The following is an 18,872-nucleotide window of genomic DNA, read 5'->3' on the forward strand; positions in this document are numbered from 1 at the left end:
GTAAAAAGACACACTGTCGGACCTGCAATGCTCATGTGCATTGCATGTGTAGCATCATTCATCATAGGACATCCTGAAGAAGGTGCGGCGGTAACATTCCTATACTATATTGCGGAATTCCTGGAAGACTATGCAGAACACAGGGCTAAACGCTCAATCAAATCATTGGTTGAAATCGCTCCTGAAACCGCAAGGGTGAAAGTCGGCGATTCCGAAAAAGAAATGAAAGTCGATGATGTGAACATTGGAGATATTGTCATCGTGAAACCTGGAGACAAGGTGCCTTTGGACGGTAATGTCATTTCAGGTTCATCTTCAATCAACCAGGCTTCAATCACTGGTGAAAGCGTGCCTGTCCTTAAGGAAATAGGTGATGAAGTGTTCTCAGGTACAGTTAATGTTGATGGATACCTGGAGATTGTCGTAACCAAAAAGGCTAAGGATTCAGTAATATCCAAAATCGTCACATTGGTTAAAAGGTCACAACTCAACCGTTCAGAAACAGAGTCCCTGGTTGAAAAGGTTGCTAAATATTACACTCCGATTATGATGGTTGCAGCAGCTTGTGTCGCATTCATTCCACCATTATTATTTGGTCAGCCACTGGTCGACTGGGTTTACAAGGCGCTTTCACTTCTAGTGATTTCATGTCCATGTGCATTCTTAATCTCAACACCTGTTGGAATGGTGTCAGCAATCACCTCCGCCACTAAAAACGGTGTATTGATTAAGGGAAGTACCTATGTTGAGGAAATGCGCGGAGTTAAAGCAGTAATATTCGATAAGACAGGTACATTAACCGAAGGAAAACTTGAATTGAGTGAAATCGAATTGTTGGATGATGCATGCTCAAAAGAGGATATCGTTAAGATTGCAGCTTCACTGGAACACAATTCCTCCCACCCTATAGCACAGGCCATTGTTAATTATGCAACAATGAATGACATTGAATTTGAAGAGATTGAAGACTTCAAAAACGTTCCGGGTAAGGGAATTGTGGGCAATATCCATGGAAATGATTATTATGCTGCAAACGAGTCCCTGATTGAAGGGTCAAGCTTTGACATTTCAAGGGATGAAATCAACAAGTTTTCAGCTGAAGGAAAAACTCTTGTATTTGTAGGTAATGCCGAAAAGGTATTGGCCATTATAACAGTCTCTGATAAAATCAGAAACAATGCCTCCGAGGTTGTCAAAGACTTGAAAGAGCAAGGTGTGCAGACTGTAATGCTCACAGGGGACAATAAACTCGCCGCCAAAAGCGTCGCTGATAAGATCGGAATAGATTATGTCTACTCTAACTTGATGCCTGAGGACAAGCTGAACATCCTTGACACAATCAGAAACAAGTTCGGTGATGTTGCAATGGTAGGGGATGGAATAAACGATGCACCGGCACTTGCACGTGCAAACATAGGTATTGCAATGGGTGCGGCAGGTTCGGATGTGGCCATCGAAACAGCAGATGTTGCACTGATGCAGGATGACATTTCAAAGCTCCCGTATCTATTCTCATTAAGTCATAAGACCATGGGAATCATCAAGCAGAACATTACCGTTGCAATTGCTGTGAAATTGCTATGTGTGGTGCTTGCAATTTTAGGCGTCATTACACTGATGATGTCTGTTGGTTTCGGTGATTTGGGATTGACATTGCTTGTTATTCTGAATTCCTTTAGGATTGGAATGGTGAAAGACCCACTATTCTAATTTTCATCTTTTTTTTTAATTTTTATGTATTTTTCTTTAATTCATATATTTTTCAGTCATATAGGTTTTTAACATTTAACAGTTTGGATTTAGTTTTTGTGATTGTTAAAAATTTGTATCAACATATGCAAAAATTGCACACGTTCAACAATGGTGAAAGATTATGAAAAATTCAGTTGTTTCCAAAATGGAAATGACTGTCGAAAAACTGGAAAATTATTAAATAATTAAATTAAATTATAGTATATGTTAAGTAATGATTCATCAAATGTTGAGGTAATGCTTGGAAATCCTAAACGAGCATTGCTTAAAATGTCTCTACCTTTGATTGTTTCATTGCTTATTTCTAGTTTTTATAATCTGATTGATGCGGCATGGGTGTCAGGCCTTGGAGCCGATGCTCTTGCAGGTGTCGGTTTTTTCACACCTGTTTTCATGGTTCTAGTTGGTTTTGGAAACGGTTTGGGTGCCGGAGCTTCCTTTGCCATTTCCAAGTACATTGGTGAGGAGGATAAGGTTAAGGCGGATAATGCTTCAATACATTCGATTTTATTGGATATTATTGTTTCATTAATTTTAACTATTGTCCTATTGGTTTTCTTAAATCCTATATTGAGGATAATGGGTGCCGGTCAAACAATTAGCTATGCAATTGATTACGGAATGGTTCTTTTAATGGGCTCCATTTTCATCATTTTGTCAAATGCCCTGTACGGTATTTTCAGAGGAGAGGGGGACAGCAAAAGGCCGATGTATGCAATGATTGCTTCAGCCATCTTAAACATTGTTTTGGATCCGATTTTCATATACACTTTAAATCTTGGTGTCAGGGGTGCGGCCATTGCTACACTGATTTCTGCAGTCTTTGTGATAATGATTTTGATCTATTGGTTTTATGTCAAAAAGGACACTTATCTTAAACCTGATTTAAGTAATTTTGATTTTAATAAGAGTATTTCACGAGATATCATTAATGTTGGTATTCCTGCAAGCATCCAGCTTTTGAACAATGCATTTTTTGCAGCAGTGTTTTCTGCATTGTTGGTTTATGTGGGTTCAACTGATTCGGTTGCGGTTTACTCGACAGGTTGGAGGATAGTCATAATCACCACAACTCCTTTATTGGCCATAGGCACTGCTTTGATCAGTGTTATTGCTGCCAATTATGGTGCAAAAAACTATAAAAACATCCAAATTGTCCATAGGTATGCGATGAAGGTTTCTTTGGTGATAGCTATTGTTGTGATGATTTTAACAAATCTTTTTGCATCAGATATTGCATCCGTTTTCGCCACTAGCGGAAGCAGTGCTAGAATATCTGCAGAGCTAACAAGCTTTATTGCTTGGATTGTGATTTATTATCCTACTATGGCTGTTGGTGTGCCGTCAACCTATGTGTTCCAGGGCATTGGAAAGGGGATTACTGCAATGTTTCAGACAATAATGCGTGAAACAGGTTTTACAATATTTTTTGCAGTCTTATTTGCGGTTGTTTTGAATTATGGTGTTTGGGGCGCTTGGATGGGTATCGTTTTGGGTGAGATTGTCTCCAATAATCTCACGGGTGTCTGGGCGGATTGGCAGATTAGGAAATTAATTGAATCTGATTGATGCTTCAAACCATATGGACAATATTTTTTGCATTTTATATTAATGTAATACTAATTTTATATTATTTATTAAATAAAGTAATACTTTTTTAAAATTATGTAGTAATTTTTAAATACTCTAATTTAAAAATAATTAAATGTAATATCATTATTATAATAAGTATTACTATTTAATTAATTATTTACAAATAAGTAATACTGTCTGTGGATATTACTCAATTTTATTATAAAGTAATTTTTGATGAGGAAAATAAAATGGATAAAAAATATATTATTGGCGCAATTATTGCAGTTATAGCAATAGTGGGTATAGCTGCAGTTGCTTTAGGTGGAGGACACACAGAACATGCTGCTAATGAATTAGTAACCTGTGTTGCTGCTCACGGTGAAGAACCAGAATTTGGTTTCGACCCAATGCATGGATGGGGATATCACGATTCTGGAACAGAACCTCTGATACAAAGTACAATTCTTAAAAGGGATAAAGACAACAATTTTGTAAACGACTTGGCTACAGACTATGACATATCAAGCGACTTCAAAAAATACACAGTAACTATCCGTGATGACGTAAATTTTACTGACGGATCTAAATTAACCGCTGATGATGTAGCATTCTCATACAACAAGGCTAAAGAATTAGGTGAAGGAGCAGACTTAAGCTCCATGAAAGAAGCAAAAGCAAACGGCAATAAGGTAGTATTCACTCTTGACAAATCAGATTCAACATTCATCAACAAATTGACTGATGTCGGAATCGTGCCTGAAGCTAACTATAATGAGGACTCATACGGTCAAAACCCAATCGGTTCCGGACCTTATAAATTAGCACAATGGGACAAAGGACAACAATACATCTTAGAGAAAAACCCGGACTACTACGGTGAAGAACCATACTTTGAAAAAATCACCAATCTCTTCCTTGACTCCGATGCAGCATTTGCAGCAGTCAAAAACGGAGATGTTGACATTGCTGAAGTGCCAGTGGCATACGCAAATGAAACCGTAGACGGATATCACATGGAATACTTCAATTCAATCGATGTGCGTGGAATCTCATTGCCGACACAAATGGATGAAGGAAAAGTGAGTGAGGATAATGTAACTATTGGTAACAATGTAACTGGAGATCCTGCAATCAGGGAAGCATTAAACGTTGGTATTGACAGGGAAGCATTGCTTGATGGTGCATTAAACGGATACGGTGATGTGAATTACAATGGTGTGGCCGACCAATTAGCATGGTCATTCGATTCCAACATGAAAGACGGTGATGTGGACCAAGCAAAACAGGTTCTCGAACAAGCAGGCTGGAAAGACACAGACAATGATGGAATAGTTGAAAAAGACGGTCAAAAAGCATCATTCTCAGTATATTATAACTCCGCAGCAACCGAAAGACAGGCAATTGCAGTGGCAGTTGCAGAACAAGCCAAAGAAATAGGCATTGAAATCGAGCCGGTAGGCGGAAGCTGGGATGATATCGACCCTAACATATACAGTCAAGGTGTAGTATGGGGATTCGGTTCAGCAGACCCAATGGAAATCCAACACCAATATGACTCAAGAGTTGCAGCTGTAGGTTATGACAACCCAGAAGCGCTCAATGACACTGCAGTGGATTCCCTTATCGATGCTGCTATGGCTCAAGAAACCAATTCATCATACGCTACATGGTCTCAAGCTGCTCAACAAGCTAATTCCAACTATCCATTCCTCTGGATTGGAACCATGGACTACACTTATTTCGTAAGTGATGACTTGGACATTTCCAATGACACTGCACTGATCTATCCTCATGGTGGAGACATCTGGGGTAACATCTACGATTGGAACCGCATCAATGCAACAGACAGTTAAATTCAATTATTAAAATGATTTATTTCATATAAATCATTTCAATTCTTTTTTTTTAAAAAATTAAGTTATTTCGAGTTGATTAAAATTAACAATAAAAAATTAGCTAAATTTTTAGGTTTTAAAGCCATTAGATTACTAATTTTATTAATTGTTATTGCAGCAATCAGTTTTATAATGATACAGTTATCCCCAATTGATCCGGTTAAAGCATATCTTGGCCAAAGAATAGTCAGCCAGGAACAATTGGCTATTGTGGGCGAATATTGGGGAACAAACCTGTCCCTTGGCGAGCGAGTCTTTGGATGGCTTTCAACCTTGGCATCAGGAAGTATGGGCTTTTCATTGATTTTCAGGGTGCCTGTGACAGAAGTGATTATGCAAAAATTCACAGCATCATTGACTCTCATGGTGGTTTCTTGGTTAATATCTGCAGTAGTGGGATTCGGTTTAGGAGTGCTTGCAGGTGCTAAAGAAGGAACTTGGATAGATAAGGCAATTAAAACTTATTGTTACATACTGCAATCCACACCAACATTTTGGATAGGATTAGTTCTTTTAATGGTTTTTTCAGTATATCTGGGATGGTTCCCAATCGGACTTTCAGTCCCTATCGGACAATTGTCCGACACGGTGACATTTTGGCAATGGCTATACAGATTGATATTGCCGGCAATCACATTGAGTATTGTTGGAATCGCATCACTTACCATGTTCACCAGGGACAAGCTCATTAACGTTAAGAAAAGCGATTATTTCCTCTTCGCACAGGCAAGGGGTGAAAGTTTCTGGGGAATAATTAAAAATCATGGAATTAGAAACATCCTGCTTCCCGCAATTACAATACAATTCATGTCATTCAATGAACTGTTTGGAGGAACAATTCTTGTAGAACAGGTATTTGCTTATCCTGGAATCGGACAGGCAACGGTTGCAGCGGGATTAAGGTCTGATGTCCCGTTATTGTTGGGTATTGTCATCATTAGTACAATTTTCGTTTTTGTTGGAAACCTTATTGCGGATATGGTTTATCAATATGTTGACCCAAGACTAAGAGGTGAAGACGATGAGTGAAACTCCATGGTATAATAGGGGATTATTCAGCACATTAAACCTGAGGCAGAAAACACTTTTAACAATTGCACTTACTGGATTGGTTTTAGTGGTTATTTTCCTTTGCGGAACATTTATCGACGCAAACCTGCCAACAGATTTCACAGCCCGGATGAAACCCCCTTCATTTGAACATATATTCGGTACAGACTGGATGGGAAGGGACATGTTCATCAGAACAATCAAAGGTTTGAGTTTAAGTATAGTGATTGGCATAGGGGCATCAATAATCTCAAGTATAATCGCTACACTTCTAGCATTTCTTGCAAGCTTCAACAGGTACTGTGACGAGTTTGTATCCTGGCTGATTGACCTGTTTGCATCAATCCCACATATATTGCTGATTATGATGATATCAATCGCTTTGGGTAAAGGTGCATTTGGCGTTATAATGGCTGTTGCATTCTCACATTGGGTGAACCTAACTAGGGTGTTGAGGGCGGAAGTATTGCAAATCAACACGTCTGAGTATGTTGCCCTGTCCCGGAAATTCGGAAGAAGCAAACTGTGGATTGCAAAAGAACATATTTTGCCGTTAGTATTGTCTCAGATATTTGTTGGAACATTATTGGTATTCCCTCATGCAATCATGCACGAGTCAAGCGTAACATTTCTGGGATTCGGTTTATCCCCACACGAACCTGCAATTGGTATAATCTTATCCGAATCAATGTCCTATCTTGCAATGGGTGCATGGTGGCTGGCATTCTTCCCAGGACTGGCATTATTGATTGTTGTGTTGCTGTTTGATATTATCGGAGATAATTTAAAACGTTTGTTTGATCCTTCAGAGGCGAATAATTAGGTGGTGATTTAATGTCAAAGTTATTGGAAGTAAATAATTTATCAATATCATTCACACAATATGTTCAAGGATTGAATAGGCATGACTCAAAAGTAATCACCGATTTGACAATTGATGTTGATGAAGGGGAAATTGTTGCAATATTGGGTTCAAGTGGTTCAGGTAAAAGTCTTTTGGCACATTCGATTTTAGGGATTTTGCCGTATAACTCTCATGTGGCTGGTGAAATTAGATACGAGGGACAAGTTTTAGACCAGGAATTAAAAGAAAAGTTAAGAGGTGATGAAATTTGTTTAATTCCTCAATCTGTAAATTTCTTGGATCCTCTTATGAAGGTGTCTGAACAGGCAATTGGTGAATGTAAGGATGAAAACGAACATAAGGAAAAGAAATTGAGACAAAGGGAAATATTTGATAAATACGGATTGGATGAAAGTGTTGATGATTTATATCCCTTCGAGTTATCCGGAGGGATGGCAAGGAAAGTATTGCTGTCAACTGCACTGGTGGGTAATCCTAAATTATTAATTGCCGATGAACCGACTCCAGGTCTTGATGCAAAAAGTGTTAAGGAAACAATTGAGGATATCAGAAACTTAAAAGAGGATGGCAAGGGGGTATTGTTGATTACTCACGAAATTGATGTTGCCCTTAAAACTGCTGATAGAATTGCAATATTTTATTCAGGTTATGTCATTGAAATAAACAATGTTGAAAACTTCAAGAATTCCGAAAATGTGTTGCATCCATATTCAAAGGCATTGATTGATTCATTGCCAAGAAACGGTTTTAATTTAACAGAGGGTGTTCAGCCTTTGGATGAGGTTTCCGGATGTCCTTACTATGAGAATTGTCCAATACGATTGGATAAATGTGAAAAAAACAAGCCTGAATTAATTGACCATAAGGGGATTATGATTAGATGTTTCAATTTTGAGGAGGTTAACAATGGAACTTAAAGCAAGCAACATTTCTTTTTCATATAATAAAAATCGAAAGATTCTACAGGATTTTTCCTTATCTGTCAATAGTGACCAGATTATTGGATTGATGGGTGATAGTGGAAGCGGTAAATCCACATTATGCAAGATAATGGCTGGTTATATTTCACATTATTCAGGTGAAGTAACCTTGGAGGGCAAGCAAATTCCTGATAAGGATTTCTATCCAGTTCAATTAATTTTTCAACATCCTGAAAAGACTATGAATCCCAAATGGAAAATGAAAAAGGTTTTAAATGAATCATGGACTCCTCCTCAAGATTTGAAAGACACTTTTGGTCTTAAAGAACATTGGCTGACACGTTGGCCTAATGAACTTTCAGGAGGGGAACTTCAGCGTTTCAGCATATTGAGGGCTCTTAATCCTAAAACAAAATTTATCATTGCGGATGAAATAAGTACCATGCTGGATGCCGTAACACAAGTGCAGATATGGGAAGCACTTATCGATCATTGCAAAGCAAATAATATTGGTATATTGGCTGTAAGTCACGATAAAGATTTGCTTGAAGTGTTTTGTGATGATATTTTATATTTTGATGAGGTTAATAATCTTTAACCCATCAATCTATAATCCTTTTTTTCAATCTATGCTAAATTTTAATTTGGTGATGGTTTATTTTAATACTTAAATGATTTTCCTTATTAATACTGAAGTGTTATTTGTTTTTCCTGAAGGTAACATCATAACTTCCTTATGGAAACCTCTTGTATCCTTATCAAGCACTGGAGAATATAGGATTGCTCTCATTCCAGTATAAGTTCTGTATATTACAGGTGTTTTTTCGTCAACATATTCCCAAATGTTTGCAAACACCCTGTCCTTTGGCTCAGCTAGTGCCGCAACCATTAAAATATCATAATCCAAATCCTTGATTGTAGTTTCATCACCAACAACAATCTGAATGTCATTATCAAGACCTAATCTTTTAAGGACTTTGACTGACAAGTCTGCAACATCCTTTTGCTGCTCAATTCCGATACATTTGCAAGCGAATACCTTGTTAAACATAATCAAGGTTAATGGCAGTGGTCCGGACCCTAAAAAGACAAATGTTTTCTCCTCATTGAATTTTGCTAGTTGACTTTCATTTTCAACAAGACCCATGTATCTGTCATAAAAGTGGAATGAATCAAGAGTTTCTGTTGGATTATCGGATTCAAGAATTTTCAATGCATTTTCGGTTTCAAGTCGGGCGCCTATGTAAACATAGAATTTCCTGATTAATTTCAATGCCTTATTCATCTTTTCATCATCTAGGATGTGCTTTGCCGAATCAAAATCGATTGTCTTGTCATGGGCTATTATTTCCACATCATCTAATATTTCTATGATTTCATCAATGTTGATGTCGTCGAGTTCTGAATTTCCGTATTTGTCTAAATCCCCATATGAGGATAGTTTATTTGCGATTTCTTCGAGTTTTCCCCAATATTTATAACAACTCATTTTTTCACCTATTGTGGGCTTATTTAAATGATTTTGATTAAATGTGGTTAATGTCTTTCAAATAGATTTTATCGTCGCATATGGTTTCAACCAAGTCCATATCATGACTAACAAGTAAGAATCCCATTTTTCTTTCTTTCACTACTTTTAGCACTGAATCTAGAATCTGTACCTGTGTAATTGCATCAAGCATTGTGGTCATTTCATCAGCTATTAGAAATTGGGTGTTCGGATTAAGTGATCTTAAAACTGAAAATCTTTGCATTTCCCCACCTGAAAGCTCTTGAGGAAATCTTGTCAGCCAGGATTTTTGAATACCGAATTCTTCTAGCATTTCATCGCTGACATCCCATGATTCACTTAATACCTGTTTCATTTTCCATTTTGGATTCATTACTTTTTCTGGGTGTTGATAAATTAATTGTACCGGTTTGAATCCTTTTTTAGGAAGAGGATTTCCATTAAATGTCACTTCACCTTCAAATTTTGTAACGTATCCTGATAATATTTTACATAATGTTGATTTTCCGCTTCCACTGTCTCCAATCAGTCCCATGATTTTATTGTTGTCCAATTCAAGATTTACATCTTTTAATAGATATTTTTTGGCGGAAGGGTATTTGAATGATATGTTTGTGGCTTTAAGTTCCATTTTTATGCACCTTTTTCATATTTGAAGCATCTTACTTTTTTATTTCCTAAGTCTATTAGCTCAGGCCTTTCATCTCGACATCTGTCAAATCTCATTTCGCACCTGTCATAATAGGGGCAGCCTTTTTGAATTTCCCCATGTAATGGCTGATGTCCTTTTATCAACTCAAATCCGTTTGCAGGCAATGCCTTGTATAATGCTTTTGTGTATGGATGCAATAGGTTTTCCCCATCTCCTGTAAAGTCCTTGTTTTCGGCTATTTCAATCACATATCCTGAGTTGAATATTCCAATCCTGTCAGCCACTTCAAGTGCGGCATGTATATCGTGTGTGATAAGAAGTACGCCTATTCCATCTTCCTTCATGTGTTTGAAGTGATTTAATGTTTCTTTCACGGTCTTTTCATCAAGCCCTGGTGTCGGTTCATCGGCCACTACGAGTTTCGGATCAGATAGCAGCGCAGTTGATACGAGTACTCTTCTTGCCATTCCTCCAGATAATTGGAAGGGATACATGTCATCCACTTCAGGGCCGAGGTTGTAGTGCTCGAATATTTCTCTTTGTTTAATTTTCTTCTCTTTTCTTTTGTTTTCGTCCTTAACATTGCCTATGGCCTGGTCGGATATTTTCATCAGGGGATCGAGGAAGTTGACTGATTGAGGCACCAATACAATTTCTTCTCCTCTCAATTCCTCTTTATCCTGTTGGCTGAGTTCTTTTCCTTTGTATTTTATTTTTCCATTTAAGTTGGCATTTTCGGGCAGTATTCCAAATATTGCATGTGCAAGCAGGCTTTTTCCAGAACCGCTTGAACCTAATACTGCCAATATTTCGCCCTCAGATATGTCAAGGGTTAAATCGGTTATCACTTTTAGGTCTCTTTGATTTAATCCTTTTGTATATTGAATAAATGATATTGAAACGTTTTCTACGTCAAGTAATTTTTCCATTGGTTCACTTCCCTATTTTCAAATGACAAGTTTTATATATTAATTTGTACTTTATCAATATTAAAGTTATTCAAAATTTACTAAAAAGTATTACTATTAACATAAAATTTGGTTAATATGTAATACTTTTTAATGATGGTGTAAACATGAATGTTACAATTAAGGCTTTAGACAACAATCCAAAAGAAATCAAAAGGGTTCAGGATTTCTTATTTAAAATGATTAAAGAGGAATTCGGATATGGGTATGTTGCAGAATGGCATCATGATATAGTTAATATGGATGAATATTACATTAATCCAAAAAGAAACAACTTCTTTGTTGCATACTATGAAACTGGCGAGATTATTGCCACAATTGGAATAAGGGCCTATGATAAGGATTTCCATGAGTTTAAGCAATTGTACTCTAAAGACTCCACTTCAAGCATTTGGAGACTATTCGTTGACAGAAGATGCAGACGTTGCGGGTTGGCTTCTAAAATGTTTAGTGTAGCTGAGAATTTCGCAAATCAGCAAAGTTATGAGAATATCTACCTTCACACCCATAAAACATTGGATGGTGCTTTGGAATTTTGGACAAAAATGGGGTTTATCATTAGATTGGATGCCAATGATGAGCTAGAAACAGTCCATATGGATAAGGCAATCCATGGATTAAAAATAAGTCCTCTTGCAAGCGATATTAGATATGCTGTAAAATTATGATTTTTTAATATATTTTTGTGTGTGTGGGCATGCGTAGATGCATTTTCCACATACAGTATCTGGTTTTCCCAAATGTTCCTCTGAAATTTTCAATGCGTATTTTTCACATTTTTTATCGTCATAAAATTCGTTTCTTTTAAGGGTGTAATTCCATTCCTTGCCACTTATTGCTCCTCCAAGGCATGCTTCCATACACTTTGTGCATTTGCCGCATTTTGACTTAAGAATTGGTTTTCCAATATCCAATGGAGCATCGGTTAGAACTGATGAGAGTCTAATGGCAGATCCATACTCTTTTGTTGTAAACAGTGCAGACTTTCCAATCCATCCAAGCCCTGCCTTTGTGGCTATTGTTTTATGGGGCAATTCAAATGAATTGAATTCTCCAAAATCAGTTCCGAGTCTTTTTTTTGTTTGAGCATATGCATTGTATCCTTTATCCATTAAAAACTCTTCACAAATCATGCCTAACATATCGAGTCGGGTATTCATGCTCACTAACTCATCAACATATTCTCTTGTAGGTGCATTTTTCATGTTTCTTATTATTTCTTTAGGGTATGTTATGTAGAATACCACTCCGGTGTTTAATTTCTCTTTTGGAGTGAAATTTGTGATGTCGGCATATCCCACTTCTGTGGCTCCGTTTTTTAACAGGTAATTTTTAAGTTCAATGGATAAATTCATGGGTGGTATATTTTGCTTTGGTCATATTTAAATTTAAGTTTTGTAATACTTTTGACAGTTTATGCTGTTTAATTTTGTTTCATTTTCATGAAACTATTTTTTTTTAATTTTCATTTTCCATAAATTGTTGGTGGGTTTGCATTCAATTTTTAAGATGTTGGTTTGAATTATTTTTATTTTTAAAGAAAATTTTAAAAGTAATAAATATGTTTTTATATATTGTTATATAAACTATACCTATTATTAAAATAAATTTAAATAGTATTACTTATTAGTCACTTTTTTGGTAAAAAGTATTACTTTATTTTAATAGTTATCATTTATGGTGAAATTATGGATAAAAAATATATAATCGGAGGGATTATAGCTGTAGTGGTTATTGTAGTTGCTGCATTCGCACTCATGGGCGGTTCTACTGACACAGACCCGACTCACTTGACTGTAGCTGCCCACAGTAACATCGCAGAACCTGAATCTGGATTCAATCCATTGACCGGTTGGGGATGCGGACACCAAAACTATAATCCGTTAGTACAAAGTTGTTTGTTCAAAACAGATAAGAATGGAGAAATAGTTCCTGACCTTGCTAAAGACTACTCAATAAGTAGCGATGGTAAAACCTGGACAGTGCACGTAAGAGATGATGTAAAATTCTCAGATAATTCAACATTTGATGCAGAAGATGTAGCATTCACATTCAACACTGCAAGAGCAACTGAATCAGACTTGGATTTAACCAATATTAAAGATGTTAAAGCAACAGATAAGAAAACTGTAGAATTTACATTAGAAGAACCAAGATCAACATTTATTTATGACTTAAGATATGTTGGTATTGTTCCTTCAGATACATATAACAACGAAACCTATGGTGAACAGCCAATAGGTACTGGACCATATGTGTTGGACCACTGGGATAAAGGCCAACAAGCTATATTCAAAATCAATGACAATTATTATGGTGACAAACCATACTTCACACAAATTACCTTATTATTCCCTGAAGAATCAACATGGTTAGAATTAGCTAAATCCGGTCAAGTGGATGTGGTTCCTGTAGCAACTTCCGCATTAAACCAAACTGTTGATGGATATCAATTCGTTGAAAAATCCGCTGGAAGAGCACAAGGAGTATCCTTCCCATACCTTGAAGACACTGGAAAAGTAAGTGAAGGTGGCGCTAAAATAGGTAACAACGTAACAGCTGACAAAGCTATCAGACAAGCATTGAATGTCGGTGTTGACCGTCAAAAAATGTGTGATGAAATATTTGCAGGTCATGCAACTCCTGAATACACAAGTGTAGATACAAGGGATTATGCAAATGACGATGCAAAAGTTCAAGATGGTGATGTTAAAAAAGCAAAAGAAATCTTGAAAGAAGGTGGATGGACTGACAGTGATGGTGACGGAATCGTAGAAAAAGATGGAGTGAAAGCTTCATTTGACTTATACTATCCACCAGATTATCTTGACAGACAATCTCTATCAACCGTATTTGCTGAACAGGCAAAAGAAATCGGTATTGAAGTAAACCTCAAAGGTGCTGACTGGGATACAATTTATCAAAACATGTACTCCTCAGCTGCATTGATGCAGCAAACTTCTCCAGACCCATACAAATCAATTTACCAACAATACCACAGTAAAGAGGCAGATGACTTCTATATGAACCCTGGTTTATATAACAACACTGAATCAGATGCATTGATGGAACAAGCAATGCATACCAGTGATTTCAACCAAGCTGATTCATTATGGTCACAATCTGCTCTTGTCAATGGTGGAGGTTGGGGTCCTGCTGGCGATGCTCCATTCGCATGGTTAGTCAACTATGACTACAACTACTTCATCAAGGAAGGTATTGACATTGGCGATCAACCTGATGGTTTAGGAAACGATATCTTAATTAATGTTGGTGATTGGACTAGAACCAATGCTACCGCTTAATTAAATATTTTTTTCCTTTTTATTTTTTTTTAAAAATTTTCAGGGGGTTTATTTTTGAATAAAAATCAATTAATAAAATTTTTTGGTTTTAAGTTAGTTCGTTTTATAATATTGATGATTGCAGTTGCAATTTTTAGTTTCATACTATTAGATTTATCCCCTATCAATCCGGTTACTGCTTATTTGAAGGGTGCTGCAGTATCTGAATCTCAACGTGCAATACTTGAAAGTTATTTTGGCGTTAATGTTCCATTGCCTACTAAAATTTACCATTGGTTGCTTGATTTAGCTCAAGGAAATCTTGGAACTTCCTTAATATATCGTGCACCGGTTATGGATGTTATCATAGATAAATTTTCAGCATCAATAGTGTTGATGGCAATATCCTGGGTGCTCAGTGGAGTTTTGGGCTTTATTTTTGGTGTTGTAGCTGGAAAAAACAAGGGGTCCTTGATTGACAAGGCTGTTAAAGTATACTGTTATGCAATTCAATCCGCACCGTCATTTTGGGTTGGAATGCTTATATTGATGGTATTTGCAGTTTATCTGGGTTGGTTCCCAATAGGTTTCGGTGTTCCGATAGGTGTGAAAAGTACAGATGCCACATTTATGGAATGGGCTTCAAGGCTTGTGCTTCCTACATTGACTTTGAGTTTAGTGGGACTTGCTCCAATAGCAATGTACACTCGTAATGAATTGATTCAAGTATTGTCTTCCGATTATGTCCTGTTCGCTAAATCCAGAGGTGAAAAAGGTTGGGATTTAGTGAAAAATCATGGTATTAGGAATATTCTGCTTCCAGCAATAACACTGCAATTCTTATCATTCAGCGAATTGTTTGGTGGAGCAGTTCTAGTCGAACAGGTATTCTCCTATCCGGGGATTGGGCAAACGGCTGTGGCAGCGGGTCTTCAAAATGATGTTCCATTGTTTTTGGGAATTGTGGTTTTCAGTGCGGTATTCGTATTTGTCGGAAACTTGCTTGCTGATATCTCATATTACTTGATTGACCCAAGAATTAAGGAGAGTGAATTCAGTGATTAAGAAACAGTCCGACGACAAGAGGCAATGGTTTTTATATCCTGCAAACCTCAGGACAAAAACTTTTGTAATCATCATCCTTTCAATAATAGTCATCGTGACAATATTCATTTCAGGATATTTTGTTCGAGACATTCCAACTAGCTTCATCAGTGCCAATCAAATGCCTTCACTTGAACATATCTTCGGAACTGACTGGATGGGAAGGGACATGTTTCAAAGAACAATTGCAGGTCTTGGATTGAGTCTGATGGTCGGTTTCATTGCTTCTGCTGTCAGTACTTTGATTTCCATAATACTTGGATTGTTTTCAAGTTTCAACAGGTTTGCTGATGAACTGGTTGCGGGAATTATAGACTTATTCGGTTCAATACCTCACATTCTTTTAATCATTCTTGTTTCCATACTGTTTGGCGGAGGAGTGTTTGGTGTAATTATGGGTGTCGGTTTGACACATTGGACCCCTCTTGCGAGGGTTTTAAGATCCGAAGTTAAGGAAATCAAGACAAAGGAATATGTTCATTTGGCGGAAAACCTTGGCAAATCCAAGATTTGGATAGCAACAAAACATATATTGCCTTTGGTTGTTTCCCAGATTATTGTGGGAGTCATATTGATGTTTCCGCATGCAATCATGCACGAGGCCGCAATTACATTCTTGGGATTCGGTCTGCCTCCTCATGAACCTGCTATCGGAGTGATTTTATCTGAATCAATGAATTATTTGTCATCAGGATACTGGTGGCTGGCATTTTACCCTGGCATGTCTTTGTTGATTGTAGTATTGTTATTTGACTTGATTGGGGAGAATGTTGAAAAACTGTTGAACCCTGAAACTGCACAGGAATAAGAGAAAAATACATTTTTTCTTTATTTTATTTTTTTTAAGGATGGTTGGTGAGTATTATGGATATTGTTGTTAGGGAAATTGAAAATGATGATGCTGAAATTAAACTGGTGAAAGAGTTCTTATTTGACCAGATAAATAATGAGTATCATATTGGTCCGACTCAAAAATTTCATTATGATATTTTTGGATTGGAAAAGTATTACATTGATTCGTCTCAAAGCAATTTCTTCATTGCTCTTGATGGGGATAAGATTGTAGCCACAATCGGAATTAGGCCATATGATAGGGACTTTGAATTTTTCAGGGGTGTTTATTCCAGTCAGGATACTGCAAGCATATGGAGGCTGATGGTTGATAGGAATTATCGCCGAAATGGTATAGCTCGTTTGCTAGTTGATACTGTGGAGGATTTTGCAGTTGATGCTGGATATGATATGATATATCTGCATACTCATAGGTATCTTGAATCTGGGTTGCCTTTTTGGAAGTCCGCTGGTTATGAGGTAACTGTTGAAGAGGATGACTATGATGAAACCACTCACATGGTTAAAATGCTAATGGGGGATAGTATTATTTTATAAAAAAGTATTACTTTATATTTTTATCATTTTTCATCATTTTTAATTTTTATTTCTGAAAAAATTTTGATTTTCAAATTTCTTGCATAAATCTATCTTTCATTAATTTTTAATGCAGTATCAGCACTATTTTTTAGAATTGGGTTAATTTTCATAATTTTAAAAGTAATAATAATTTTCATCAGATATATATTAATAATTATTGAAGCGTTTAAAGGAGCAGGTGGACATATTTTTCTTCAAACTCAATTATTATCGAGGGTCTTGATTTTTAAAGGAATATTGGCTGTATTAAAATATAGTTAACTATATATGATTATTACTATTTATAATTAAATGGAAATTCAAATCAAACAAGCAGATAATTAAAATTAAACTGGCATATAACTATCTTCAAAATTTAAATAATTTTAGTTATCTGCATCATATTTAACTAATTACCTAGTCAATACTGAGTCATAACTTTTTGTAAATAGCTATTCAAAGTAGCTATTTACCCTCCTCTATTTTTTCACTAAAAACTTATTATTATATTATAGTCAATATATTATTGATGAAAAGAACAGCACTAAAAATAGGGTATATCGGAACAAATTTCCACGGCTTTCAAAGACAGCCGAATCTCAGAACCGTGGAAGAGGAATTAATCTATCACTTGCGCAAGCTCGACTATATTGATGATTTGAAAAAATCCCGATTCAGAATAGCCGGCCGTACAGACGCTGGAGTGCACAGTCTCGGAAACGTTATCAGTTTCCAATCCGAAAAGGAAGTGAGAGTGAATGAGATAAACAATTCCCTGCCAGATGACATTCAAATCCTTGCCAGTGCACCGGTCAGATATGCATTCAAGCCAAGATATGCCCAAATGAGGCAGTACCGATACCTCCTGTTCCATGACCTTGACATTGATAAACTCAGGGAATGTGCTGAAGTGTTCAAGGGAACCCATAACTTCACCAATTTCACAAAAAGATATCAGAAAACCACTACAAGAACAATCGACGATATTATCATCAGCAAGGCGGACTTGACAGACTACCACAAGAGGGAATTCCCAAACCTTCACGACACTCTCTCGCCGATATTCGTGGACATCTACGGCGAATCGTTCCTATGGAATATGGTGAGAAAGATGATGAGGGTTTTCATTGACGTGGCAAAGGGCAGGATGACTCTGGATGAGGTTGAAAGTCTATTGGACCCTGCAGAAGATGAGCCAAGAGCATACATCAGGGTGACAGATCCGGATTATCTGATTTTGATGGACATACAGTATGACGGAATCAAATTCAGGTACGACGATTACGCATGCGAAAGGTTCAAAAGGGACCTGGTTGATTCCCTAAGCAATCTGCAGAGAAAATATGCGATTAGAGAGTCAATGATTAAAAGCCTCAACGACTTACATGAATGGTGATGAAATGAGTGATAAGATAACATATGGTGATGTAAGGGAATACGAGAACTTGTTCATAATGGCACCTTCTTTTCTGCTTGAAAGGTTTGCAAAAAGGAACTCCAACATCGTTTCAAAATTCAAAAGTCAAATACAATCCCACTTAAACAACTTAACTGATGATCAGAGAAATAAGCTGGATATCATTTTGGCAACGCCGACCGGTGAGCTTCAAGCCATCATGAACGAGGCTTACATGAAAACCAATATTAAACAGTATAAAATATTGGCAAATCCGAAGTATGGTAAGTTCATTGAAAATAATCTTGATGAAATCAGAAAATTAATCTGATTTTCATAAAAATTTTTCAATGCCGTCAATTTAAGAATTTCATTATAATACTTTAAATCACTATTATGAAAATATTAAATTGTATTTTAGTGTACTATCCTTTAAGAATTTATCATTTTTAAAATTAATTTATTACTAATGGTTGTTCTTTGATTAAAGT

At 36.6% G+C, this 18,872-nt stretch carries 18 protein-coding genes; 14 read left to right on the forward strand and 4 right to left on the reverse strand.

The window, feature by feature from the left end:
• The 7 genes from QZU77_RS07255 to QZU77_RS07285 form a co-directional block, all read left to right on the forward strand.
• Positions 1 to 1,710 (forward strand): cation-translocating P-type ATPase (locus tag QZU77_RS07255; RefSeq protein ID WP_295602239.1); only part of this gene is annotated, 1,710 nt, incomplete at its 5' end.
• Positions 1,711 to 1,956: 246 nt separating this feature from the next.
• A complete protein-coding gene (locus tag QZU77_RS07260) occupies positions 1,957 to 3,321 on the forward strand; it encodes an MATE family efflux transporter (RefSeq protein ID WP_295602242.1) in 1,365 nt (454 codons plus the stop codon).
• A gap of 254 nt (positions 3,322 to 3,575) precedes the next feature.
• A complete protein-coding gene (locus QZU77_RS07265) occupies positions 3,576 to 5,180 on the forward strand; it encodes an ABC transporter substrate-binding protein (RefSeq protein ID WP_295602247.1) in 1,605 nt (534 codons plus the stop codon).
• 174 nt (positions 5,181 to 5,354) lie between these two features.
• A complete protein-coding gene (locus QZU77_RS07270; RefSeq protein ID WP_295602250.1) occupies positions 5,355 to 6,251 on the forward strand; it encodes an ABC transporter permease in 897 nt (298 codons plus the stop codon).
• Positions 6,244 to 7,095 carry an ABC transporter permease gene (locus QZU77_RS07275; protein ID WP_295602253.1) on the forward strand — a complete coding sequence of 284 codons (852 nt, stop codon included), beginning with the start codon at positions 6,244 to 6,246 and terminating at the stop codon, positions 7,093 to 7,095. Before QZU77_RS07270 ends, QZU77_RS07275 begins: the two co-directional genes overlap by 8 nt.
• Positions 7,096 to 7,106: 11 nt before the next feature.
• Positions 7,107 to 8,054, forward strand: a complete 948-nt coding sequence (locus tag QZU77_RS07280) for an ABC transporter ATP-binding protein (RefSeq protein WP_295602256.1) — start codon at positions 7,107 to 7,109, stop codon at positions 8,052 to 8,054.
• Positions 8,044 to 8,655 (forward strand): ABC transporter ATP-binding protein, encoded by a 612-nt coding sequence (locus tag QZU77_RS07285; RefSeq protein WP_295602259.1) that lies wholly within the window; start codon positions 8,044 to 8,046, stop codon positions 8,653 to 8,655. Before QZU77_RS07280 ends, QZU77_RS07285 begins: the two co-directional genes overlap by 11 nt.
• 69 nt (positions 8,656 to 8,724) lie before the next feature.
• On the opposite strand, the gene QZU77_RS07290 is transcribed toward QZU77_RS07285, so the two are convergent.
• The 3 genes from QZU77_RS07290 to QZU77_RS07300 are packed head-to-tail and all read right to left on the reverse strand — an operon-like array spanning position 8,725 to position 11,148.
• A complete protein-coding gene (locus tag QZU77_RS07290) occupies positions 8,725 to 9,546 on the reverse strand; it encodes a nicotianamine synthase family protein (protein ID WP_295602262.1) in 822 nt (273 codons plus the stop codon).
• Positions 9,547 to 9,583: 37 nt separating this feature from the next.
• Complete coding sequence (locus tag QZU77_RS07295) at positions 9,584 to 10,198, reverse strand: ABC transporter ATP-binding protein (protein ID WP_295602265.1); 615 nt, start codon at positions 10,196 to 10,198, stop codon at positions 9,584 to 9,586.
• A gap of 2 nt (positions 10,199 to 10,200) precedes the next feature.
• On the reverse strand, positions 10,201 to 11,148 hold the full coding sequence (locus QZU77_RS07300) for an ABC transporter ATP-binding protein (RefSeq protein WP_295602268.1): 948 nt from the start codon (positions 11,146 to 11,148) through the stop codon (positions 10,201 to 10,203).
• 146 nt (positions 11,149 to 11,294) lie between these two features.
• Between QZU77_RS07300 and QZU77_RS07305 the strand changes: the two genes are divergently transcribed.
• The gene (locus QZU77_RS07305) at positions 11,295 to 11,855 is read left to right on the forward strand and encodes a GNAT family N-acetyltransferase (RefSeq protein ID WP_295602271.1); all 561 of its coding nucleotides are present in this window, start codon (positions 11,295 to 11,297) and stop codon (positions 11,853 to 11,855) included.
• Here QZU77_RS07305 and QZU77_RS07310 read toward each other — a convergent pair.
• Complete coding sequence (locus QZU77_RS07310; protein WP_295602274.1) at positions 11,850 to 12,542, reverse strand: 4Fe-4S double cluster binding domain-containing protein; 693 nt, start codon at positions 12,540 to 12,542, stop codon at positions 11,850 to 11,852. The genes QZU77_RS07305 and QZU77_RS07310 overlap by 6 nt on opposite strands.
• Positions 12,543 to 12,875: 333 nt before the next feature.
• Between QZU77_RS07310 and QZU77_RS07315 the strand changes: the two genes are divergently transcribed.
• The 6 genes from QZU77_RS07315 (at position 12,876) to QZU77_RS07340 (ending at position 18,712) form a co-directional block, all read left to right on the forward strand.
• The gene (locus tag QZU77_RS07315) at positions 12,876 to 14,492 is read left to right on the forward strand and encodes an ABC transporter substrate-binding protein (protein WP_295602281.1); all 1,617 of its coding nucleotides are present in this window, start codon (positions 12,876 to 12,878) and stop codon (positions 14,490 to 14,492) included.
• Between the two features lie 114 nt (positions 14,493 to 14,606).
• Positions 14,607 to 15,536: an ABC transporter permease gene (locus QZU77_RS07320; protein WP_295602285.1), complete on the forward strand. Its 930-nt coding sequence runs from the start codon at positions 14,607 to 14,609 to the stop codon at positions 15,534 to 15,536.
• A complete protein-coding gene (locus QZU77_RS07325) occupies positions 15,529 to 16,383 on the forward strand; it encodes an ABC transporter permease (RefSeq protein ID WP_295602289.1) in 855 nt (284 codons plus the stop codon). Before QZU77_RS07320 ends, QZU77_RS07325 begins: the two co-directional genes overlap by 8 nt.
• Before the next feature lie 56 nt (positions 16,384 to 16,439).
• Positions 16,440 to 16,964: a GNAT family N-acetyltransferase gene (locus QZU77_RS07330; protein WP_295602310.1), complete on the forward strand. Its 525-nt coding sequence runs from the start codon at positions 16,440 to 16,442 to the stop codon at positions 16,962 to 16,964.
• A 550-nt stretch (positions 16,965 to 17,514) separates the two neighbouring features.
• On the forward strand, positions 17,515 to 18,381 hold the full coding sequence (truA, locus tag QZU77_RS07335; RefSeq protein WP_295602293.1) for a tRNA pseudouridine(38-40) synthase TruA: 867 nt from the start codon (positions 17,515 to 17,517) through the stop codon (positions 18,379 to 18,381).
• A gap of 4 nt (positions 18,382 to 18,385) precedes the next feature.
• Positions 18,386 to 18,712 (forward strand): hypothetical protein, encoded by a 327-nt coding sequence (locus QZU77_RS07340; protein ID WP_295602300.1) that lies wholly within the window; start codon positions 18,386 to 18,388, stop codon positions 18,710 to 18,712.
• The last annotated feature ends 160 nt before the right edge of the window (positions 18,713 to 18,872 follow it).

The organism is uncultured Methanobrevibacter sp. (genome assembly GCF_902774605.1).
GTDB lineage: Archaea > Methanobacteriota > Methanobacteria > Methanobacteriales > Methanobacteriaceae > Methanocatella.

Excerpts from the sequence above, each read along its gene's own strand:
- QZU77_RS07315 (WP_295602281.1), top strand. The coding sequence starts at position 12,876 with ATGGATAAAAAATATATAATCGGAGGGATTATAGCTGTAGTGGTTATT.
- QZU77_RS07265 (WP_295602247.1), top strand. The coding sequence starts at position 3,576 with ATGGATAAAAAATATATTATTGGCGCAATTATTGCAGTTATAGCAATA.
- QZU77_RS07275 (WP_295602253.1), top strand. The coding sequence starts at position 6,244 with ATGAGTGAAACTCCATGGTATAATAGGGGATTATTCAGCACATTAAAC.
- truA (WP_295602293.1), top strand. The coding sequence starts at position 17,515 with ATGAAAAGAACAGCACTAAAAATAGGGTATATCGGAACAAATTTCCAC.
- QZU77_RS07330 (WP_295602310.1), top strand. The coding sequence starts at position 16,440 with ATGGATATTGTTGTTAGGGAAATTGAAAATGATGATGCTGAAATTAAA.
- QZU77_RS07305 (WP_295602271.1), top strand. The coding sequence starts at position 11,295 with ATGAATGTTACAATTAAGGCTTTAGACAACAATCCAAAAGAAATCAAA.
- QZU77_RS07340 (WP_295602300.1), top strand. The coding sequence starts at position 18,386 with ATGAGTGATAAGATAACATATGGTGATGTAAGGGAATACGAGAACTTG.
- QZU77_RS07300 (WP_295602268.1), bottom strand. The coding sequence starts at position 11,148 with ATGGAAAAATTACTTGACGTAGAAAACGTTTCAATATCATTTATTCAA.
- QZU77_RS07270 (WP_295602250.1), top strand. The coding sequence starts at position 5,355 with ATGATACAGTTATCCCCAATTGATCCGGTTAAAGCATATCTTGGCCAA.
- QZU77_RS07290 (WP_295602262.1), bottom strand. The coding sequence starts at position 9,546 with ATGAGTTGTTATAAATATTGGGGAAAACTCGAAGAAATCGCAAATAAA.
- QZU77_RS07260 (WP_295602242.1), top strand. The coding sequence starts at position 1,957 with ATGTTAAGTAATGATTCATCAAATGTTGAGGTAATGCTTGGAAATCCT.
- QZU77_RS07295 (WP_295602265.1), bottom strand. The coding sequence starts at position 10,198 with ATGGAACTTAAAGCCACAAACATATCATTCAAATACCCTTCCGCCAAA.
- QZU77_RS07310 (WP_295602274.1), bottom strand. The coding sequence starts at position 12,542 with ATGAATTTATCCATTGAACTTAAAAATTACCTGTTAAAAAACGGAGCC.
- QZU77_RS07280 (WP_295602256.1), top strand. The coding sequence starts at position 7,107 with ATGTCAAAGTTATTGGAAGTAAATAATTTATCAATATCATTCACACAA.
- QZU77_RS07285 (WP_295602259.1), top strand. The coding sequence starts at position 8,044 with ATGGAACTTAAAGCAAGCAACATTTCTTTTTCATATAATAAAAATCGA.
- QZU77_RS07320 (WP_295602285.1), top strand. The coding sequence starts at position 14,607 with ATGATTGCAGTTGCAATTTTTAGTTTCATACTATTAGATTTATCCCCT.